The organism is Salmonella sp. SAL04162 (genome assembly GCF_046551535.1).
Lineage (GTDB): Bacteria > Pseudomonadota > Gammaproteobacteria > Enterobacterales > Enterobacteriaceae > Salmonella > Salmonella enterica.
Map to the genome: position 1 here is coordinate 1 of NZ_JBGDVX010000048.1, position 634 is coordinate 634.

1 rRNA gene is annotated in these 634 nt (G+C 54.9%); it reads left to right on the plus strand.

Features of this window, described 5'->3' with window-relative positions:
* Positions 1-634 (plus strand): 23S ribosomal RNA (locus ACLJRH_RS26235); the annotation flags it as partial.

Consider the following 634-nt stretch of genomic DNA (forward strand, 5'->3'; position numbering starts at 1 on the left):
CCTTGAAATACCACCCTTTAATGTTTGATGTTCTAACGTGGACCCGTGATCCGGGTTGCGGACAGTGTCTGGTGGGTAGTTTGACTGGGGCGGTCTCCTCCTAAAGAGTAACGGAGGAGCACGAAGGTTGGCTAATCCTGGTCGGACATCAGGAGGTTAGTGCAATGGCATAAGCCAGCTTGACTGCGAGCGTGACGGCGCGAGCAGGTGCGAAAGCAGGTCATAGTGATCCGGTGGTTCTGAATGGAAGGGCCATCGCTCAACGGATAAAAGGTACTCCGGGGATAACAGGCTGATACCGCCCAAGAGTTCATATCGACGGCGGTGTTTGGCACCTCGATGTCGGCTCATCACATCCTGGGGCTGAAGTAGGTCCCAAGGGTATGGCTGTTCGCCATTTAAAGTGGTACGCGAGCTGGGTTTAGAACGTCGTGAGACAGTTCGGTCCCTATCTGCCGTGGGCGCTGGAGAACTGAGGGGGGCTGCTCCTAGTACGAGAGGACCGGAGTGGACGCATCACTGGTGTTCGGGTTGTCATGCCAATGGCACTGCCCGGTAGCTAAATGCGGAAGAGATAAGTGCTGAAAGCATCTAAGCACGAAACTTGCCCCGAGATGAGTTCTCCCTGAGACTT